The sequence below is a fragment of the Chryseobacterium salviniae genome (genome assembly GCF_035819015.1).
Lineage (GTDB): Bacteria > Bacteroidota > Bacteroidia > Flavobacteriales > Weeksellaceae > Chryseobacterium > Chryseobacterium salviniae.
In genome coordinates this window covers 1-6,767 of sequence record NZ_JAYLAA010000025.1, presented here as the reverse complement: position 1 = coordinate 6,767, position 6,767 = coordinate 1, and the positions used below count along the sequence as shown (strand labels likewise).

At 33.2% G+C, this 6,767-nt stretch carries 6 protein-coding genes; all 6 read right to left on the bottom strand.

The genetic code is table 11. The features are described from left to right. Positions 1 to 509: hypothetical protein (locus SOP96_RS07070; protein ID WP_326320292.1), on the bottom strand; the 509-nt coding region annotated here is incomplete at its 3' end. Between the two features lie 142 nt (positions 510 to 651). Beyond that, a complete protein-coding gene (locus tag SOP96_RS07065; RefSeq protein ID WP_326320291.1) occupies positions 652 to 825 on the bottom strand; it encodes a hypothetical protein in 174 nt (57 codons plus the stop codon). Between the two features lie 173 nt (positions 826 to 998). Continuing rightward, a complete protein-coding gene (locus SOP96_RS07060; RefSeq protein ID WP_326320290.1) occupies positions 999 to 1,949 on the bottom strand; it encodes a hypothetical protein in 951 nt (316 codons plus the stop codon). Next, positions 1,946 to 3,526: a hypothetical protein gene (locus SOP96_RS07055; RefSeq protein WP_326320289.1), complete on the bottom strand. Its 1,581-nt coding sequence runs from the start codon at positions 3,524 to 3,526 to the stop codon at positions 1,946 to 1,948. The genes SOP96_RS07060 and SOP96_RS07055 overlap by 4 nt, the downstream gene beginning before the upstream one ends. Positions 3,527 to 3,594: 68 nt before the next feature. After that, a complete protein-coding gene (locus SOP96_RS07050) occupies positions 3,595 to 4,533 on the bottom strand; it encodes a hypothetical protein (protein ID WP_326320288.1) in 939 nt (312 codons plus the stop codon). After that, positions 4,530 to 6,578, bottom strand: a complete 2,049-nt coding sequence (locus SOP96_RS07045) for a hypothetical protein (RefSeq protein ID WP_326320287.1) — start codon at positions 6,576 to 6,578, stop codon at positions 4,530 to 4,532. The genes SOP96_RS07050 and SOP96_RS07045 overlap by 4 nt, the downstream gene beginning before the upstream one ends. Positions 6,579 to 6,767: the final 189 nt, after the last annotated feature.

Sequence of the window (6,767 nt, the reverse complement as noted above, 5' to 3'; positions counted from 1 at the left end):
CGTTGGAACTGTTTTATCATTTTTTCAGTCCTGTCAGTAAACTCATCCGTAGGAACATTACCTCCGAACCCGGCAAGACGTATATTAATTTCCCTGATAAGTTCGCTCTTATCTCCTTTCTTTATACAATATTTTTCTCCGCAATTTCTAACAGGTTGCTGCTTAGGCTCACTCACCACCGCCGGGCTTCTGCCTTCCGGTTTCGGCAGGGTTGGCGGCTGGTTTTTTTTGATGGTTCCTTTGCTTTCGCTCCAATCCCAAAGTTCCAGAAATTGATCTGCAATGCTTTCTAAAATTCCTTTTTCTTCTTTTTTAGATTTAGGCTTCTGTTCTGCGGGTGAGCCTTTGGCTTTGGCAGGTATTGATGAGGTTTTTGATTTCGGAGTTTGAGGAAAAGGATTATTCACCTCGACATTATCCGTTGCATGTTTTTTATGGAAATAGTATTCTACCGTTACATAAAACTCTAATTGTTTAGGATCTGCTTCGCCCTGCATGGCTTTCTGCATTAAGGCTTTCGACAGGAGAAATTCGGTAACGGCGATGCCGTTGTGGTCTACTTTCGTTTTTTGTGTGGCAATGGGCGTATTGCTTTTGCTATGTCCGCCACCTTTAGCATCATCTTCCCAAAGGGTAAAAACAAGTTCTTTATTAAACAGGGTTCACCGCATAAGCTCTTGCACGGAGCTTTTCCATGAAGCTGAAGTTAGTTCCTCTGGAATCATCCACATAAAACAGCTCAACCTTACTTATTCTCGGTATTTTGTCGCGTTTGGGGGTAATCATTAATCCGCCTCCTTCAGGCTTATAAAGATAAGCTTCCAAGCGGAAGGTATGCCCTAATGCTTTTTCACCAAATGTGAAATCACCGGTTCCTTTTTTCTTAATGTTGGTGGTGGTAAATTTCCCGTTGCTTCTTTTTATGAAGAGTTCCCAGGTTACTTTTGTAGGATTTCTTTCGGTTTTTGGTGTATCTTCTATAGATAATAATTTTCATATTATTTTACTTTCTTTAAAGGCATTTCGTTATTCCCAGGATTAATAAAATATATTGGCTGTCCTGAAATAAAAAATTCATTGTCTGATTTTTCAACATAAATAGTTCCCATGTCCCCTGAAGGAGGGTCATAGTTTATTTTAATCTTTTCATTATTAACTTCTTCTGCTTTTATATGAGGATATTTATTTTCTATTCCGTCTTCATTTACATCTACAGATATATCATTTAACGAATTTATAGTAATATTAAAAATTGTTTTTGCATCATCTTTGTTTGATGCCTCAAAATGATAAGTTCCTCTCCATGGATCATTCTCTGTCTGCATGATTTTTTTAGAATCTTCTTCGACAGAAAATATTTTTTGTTTTATTAAAACTATTTTTCCTGATGAATTTATCTTGTTTTGTGACCATTTTTGTACACTTGCACCAGATTCATCTTCAGCTATATCAAGTAAATAAATATTGTCATTATTAATAAAATAATTTCTTTCTTTTACTGTTAACGCTTCAGAAAAATTTATCAAGTGATAAATGACAATAGAGTCTGTAATATTTTTATTGATTTGTACGTACAATGTTGCTTGATTATATATATCTGCATTTTCGGTATCACTAGGCTTGGTAGTATTAATAAAAATATTTGTGTTAGGGCCTATCTTTCCTACGAAAGTTTTAGATTTTAAAGAATTTAACTTTTCATAGTTAAATTTGATTTTTGACAAAGCACATTTTAAATCATCTTCTTTTATTTGCTTATCAGTACGTCCAAAAAAAGAACTATTTAATTTACATGTCGGCTCAATTGAATTTACAAAATTCAAATCTGAGATTAATAGGTCTCCTTGCCATTCTTTATTTAATTCAATTGTATTTATACTAACATTTTCTTGTGTTTTTTTACAAGAAAATATACTTAAAAAACATAAAATGATTATTATTTTCTTCATTGTTCTTTTATAATTTTTATTATCGAACTATCAAAATTTCCTGAATGTAAATGACTATTATGAAGAGTTCCCCCATTACCAGCTCTTTTTAATTTTTCACAATAACTATTTACACCCTTTAATACTTCTGTAAAATGAAAAAACATGGCATTGTCAATTACTTTTTGATCTTGTTCAATTACACCCAAATAAAGCGTATCAACACTTCTGCCATTACAATGTTCTTGGCTCGGAAAACTTGAACCTTCAGAGAAACAACTGCCAGTAGTTGTTAATTTATATCCTGATTTAGCTAAATATCCAATAAATCCTGCAAAAGAATTTGCACCTGTATATCTTCTTTGAGTTTTTGAAAAATTATATGCAATTAAAATCCCATCTTTACTATAATTTAAACTATCTGGCATTTTAACTAATTCAACATTATTTTTTCCAGCTTTATACAAAAGCCAAATAATTCCTTTTTTAGGGTGGTTTCCATATTCTGCGATATCTCCATTTTCATACTTCACACGCCTAGAAGTGTTTCCTTCTGAAACATTTTGATCAGAAATAACTTTTGAATGCGTCGGTTTGGTTTTATAAACTTGACCAATCCCCTTTTCTTTAGTCGTGTGCCAATCAGCCGTACACACCTCGTGCTCATTTCCTTTCGAATCATGAAATACATATTTATATTTCTTTTCAAATCCTTCTTTTATTTTTTTTGGAATATGTTTTTCTATTTTTCCTCCGCTATATATATGATATGTTACCACATCTTTTGCATTAACCTTATCATTTGTTTTATTAATATTTTCGCAAGTAAAAGTTTTGGTTTTATTTGATTTTCCTAAATCTTCTACCTCTTTAAGAGCCTCTTCAAATTCCCAAACATAAGATTTCCCTTCTTTGCCAGTATAATATTGTTTTTTACCTTTCTTGTCAATCCAAAACTCGTGTGTTTCCCTTTTAAACATAGGATTGTCATCATATGCATCTTTAGTACTATCATAAACTACATGGTCTTTGTCTGATGCATATTTTGTAGCACTTGGATAGTTGACTGATAAATATAGAGCGGTTCTATTATTGAGTAAGCCTTTAAACTGTTTCAATTGAAAATGTTTTTCTACATAATCTAATTGTTCTTCGGCTGTTAATGAAATTAAATGCGTTCTTGTTGTTCCTACTTCTTCCGCAGCCGCCTTACCAAATTGTATCAAGCCTACATACTTATATTTACTGCTTTCATCAGGATTTTTTCCAAAAGTTCCGCATTTTGGGCTAAATGAATAGGCGGATTCCAATGCCATAATAGTCATTAACCAATTTGCTCCTTCATAATTTTTTTGAGGAAGCCCTAAATTTATAGCCATTTGCACAACCTTTTTCCTAAACTCGCAACTTACTTTCCCTCCCCAAACTAAATCTTTGTACTGTTCTTTGCACACGCAAGTCTCTTTCTTCTCTTGCGGCCGTTGTTTTACCATCGCCGGGCTTCTTCCTTCTGGTTTCTGTACCGTAGGCGCTTTATCTTTGGTGGCTGTTCCTTTAGTTTCTCCCCAATCCCATAAGTCTCCAAACCAGCCGCTCACGGTTTCTACTATTCCTTTTTCTTCTTTTTTAGATTTTGGTTTTATTCTTGCCTTTTATTACGACTTCCTTAAATATCCTTATCAATTATTAACCAATCTTTATTAGTAGCTTCGTTTCCAACTCCTTTAATTAAATATTTTCCTTTTTCATATTTAATGATGAAATTTGGTAATTTTTGTTTGCAAAAATCATCACCATTATTATAATACAATTCTAAAATGTTTTCTTTTTCTTTCGTTCTGTATTTACCATTACAATTTATTGGTTCATGATATGTATTTGTATTAAGGTTTGCAATACTATCTTTGATAGAAAAATTGTATGTAATTGATGCCTTACCTGTAGAGGTTTGTTCGGTTTCAACATATACGGAGAAAGTACCGTTAAAACTTGAGTTTTTTGATGGGTTTTTATTATTGATTTTGATAAAATGTCCATTTTTATCTAAAAAATATTTGTTATGCTTAGATGTTTTTATCCCTTCTTCGTTAATGTCATTTAATTCATAGGCAATTGTATTTTCAAATACTTCTATATTGTTATTCTTATTATAAACAAATGTTTTCTGCAATTCATAGTCCCAACTTTGATATTTCTGTAATTCGAGCGAGTCTATTAATTTATTTTCTCTATCGTATGTTTTAGCCATTATTATTGGTTGTAAAAGTTCTTCTCCAATTTTTCCATATCCATAAATATATATAACAAAATTTGGATATTTTAGTTTGCCTATTGGGATTATTGGTTTTTTAACCGGCAAATTTATGCCTAAAACATCTGAATCAATATAATCTTTTTTGTTATAAATATAATAACCAAGACTATCGGTTATAAAATTAATATTAGATGATGAAAATGGTAACTTTAAATTTTTAAATAAATCTTTTTGATTTTGGACGGTACTTAATTTGGAAGGATTGCCACGGCTAATGATTTTACTTTCTTCTTTGTATTGACAAGAAAAAAAAACAAACATATATGCTATTACTATTACTAAATTTTTCATTCTTCTATTTCTTTAAAATTTGCTGATAGTCCTTGAATATGTAAATGATGATGATGCCGTACCCTTCCTCTGGCATAATGTAATGTGTGAGGTAATCTTGTTATTTTTCCGTTATAATTGAAATTTTCGGATAACATAAATTTATCCTTTCCATATCCAAATTTATATAAAGCTTCGGTTAATGCTACATTTCTCTCATAGTCAAAATGAGAATCTTGCAATAGTGTTCCTCTACCATCTCTATGAGTGCTTAAATATCGTAGATCACCTGCAACTCCTTCTTTATGAGAAACGCTTGGTGCTGGGGAACCACCGTCAGAGGTGCTAAACTGGGTAATACAAAGATCTGAAGCATCAATTTCAGCTAAAGCACCTATTAATGCAGCAAAATTAAGGGTTTTAATGTAACACTTACTTTCCTGCCCTCCTTTTATTCCGATTGCAATATTGACACCGCCTTCTTTATATGCTTTAAACGTTGCTAGATTAACTAATTTACTATTAGTATGAGAATATTCTCCTATTTTATGTTCAGTATCATTTTTATCAATATAGATATACTCATACTTGTTTTCATAACCTGCTTTAATGCTTTTAGGAATATGTTTTTCTATAAGAGCGTCCTGATAATATATCCGAATTTGCACACAATCTTTAGCTAAACTCTCGTCTTTAACCTCTTCTTTACATATAAACTGCACAGCATTATTCGGTAAGCCTTCCCCATAGCTAATCCTGTATCTTCCCAAAATTTCACTCCTTGTTATTTTGCCATCATGGTTGTTTTCTTTGTCCACACTTTCATTCTGTCTATATTTTTCACCGTCTACATCTTTATCATAAAGAACATAAGTGTCGGCTTTTCCAACTCCATTTGGAGCAAAAACATGCAAATATATATCTTCAGGGGATTTTATCTTATCTTTACTTGGTTCAAAATATTTTTTTACTTTATCTAACTGAGCAATCTCTCCCATTTTTGCAAAACGCAATTTTACTTCATGAAGTTTATCAAAACCACTACCAGAAGTAAATTCTCCAATTTGTTCCAAAGCTGCTTGTGTAAACTGAATTAAACCTACAGCTCGTGATGCTTTAGATGTAATTTCACCATCCTTGTTTTTTCTAATTAGCCAAAAATCATCTTTTGTAATTGAATTAACATCTTGAAGTGGCTTCCCCATAATTTGATGAGCTTTGAAGGAACCTGCTGTTTCAACTTTCATCACTGCCATCAATCCATTTGCCATTTTTATTTTGTTACCTTCTCCCCAAAGTTCTGCACAAATTTCTACGACTTTTTTTCTGAATTCGCAACTTACTTTATTACCCCAAATTAAATTGTGCCTCTTACATATACAATCTTCTTTTTGATTCTCCTGCTTAGGCTCACTCACCACCGCCGGGCTTCTGCCTTCCGGTTTCGGCAGGGTTGGCGGCTGGTCTTTTTGGATCGTTCCTTTGCTTTCGCTCCAATCCCAAAGTTCCAGAAATTGATCTGCAATGCTTTCTAAAATTCCTTTTTCTTCTTTTTTAGATTTTGGTTTCTGTTCTGCGGGTGAGCCTTTGGCTTTGGCAGGTATTGATGAGGTTTTTGATTTCGGAGTTTGAGGAAAAGGATTATTCACCTCGACATTATCCGTTGCATGTTTTTTATGGGAATAGTATTCTACCGTTACATAAAACTCTAATTGTTTAGGATCTGCTTCGCCCTGCATGGCTTTCTGCATTAAGGCTTTCGACAGGAGAAATTCGGTAACGGCGATGCCGTTGTGGTCTACTTTCGTTTTTTGTGTGGCAATGGGCGTATTGCTTTTGCTATGTCCGCCACCTTTAGCATCATCTTCCCAAAGGGTAAAAACAAGTTCTTTATTAAACAGGTTCACCGCATAAGCTCTTGCACGGAGCTTTTCCATGAAGCTGAAGGTAGTTCCTCTGGAATCATCCACATAAAACAGCTCAACCTTACTTATTCTCGGTATTTTGTCGCGTTTTGGGGTAATCATTAATCCGCCTCCTTCAGGCTTATAAAGATAAGCTTCCAAGCGGAAGGTATGCCCTAATGCTTTTTCACCAAATGTGAAATCACCGGTTCCTTTTTTCTTAATGTTGGTGGTGGTAAATTTCCCGTTGCTTCTTTTTATGAAGAGTTCCCAGGTTACTTTTGTAGGATTTCTTTCGGTTTTTGGTGTATCTTCTATAGATAATAATTTTCATATTATTTTACTTTCTTT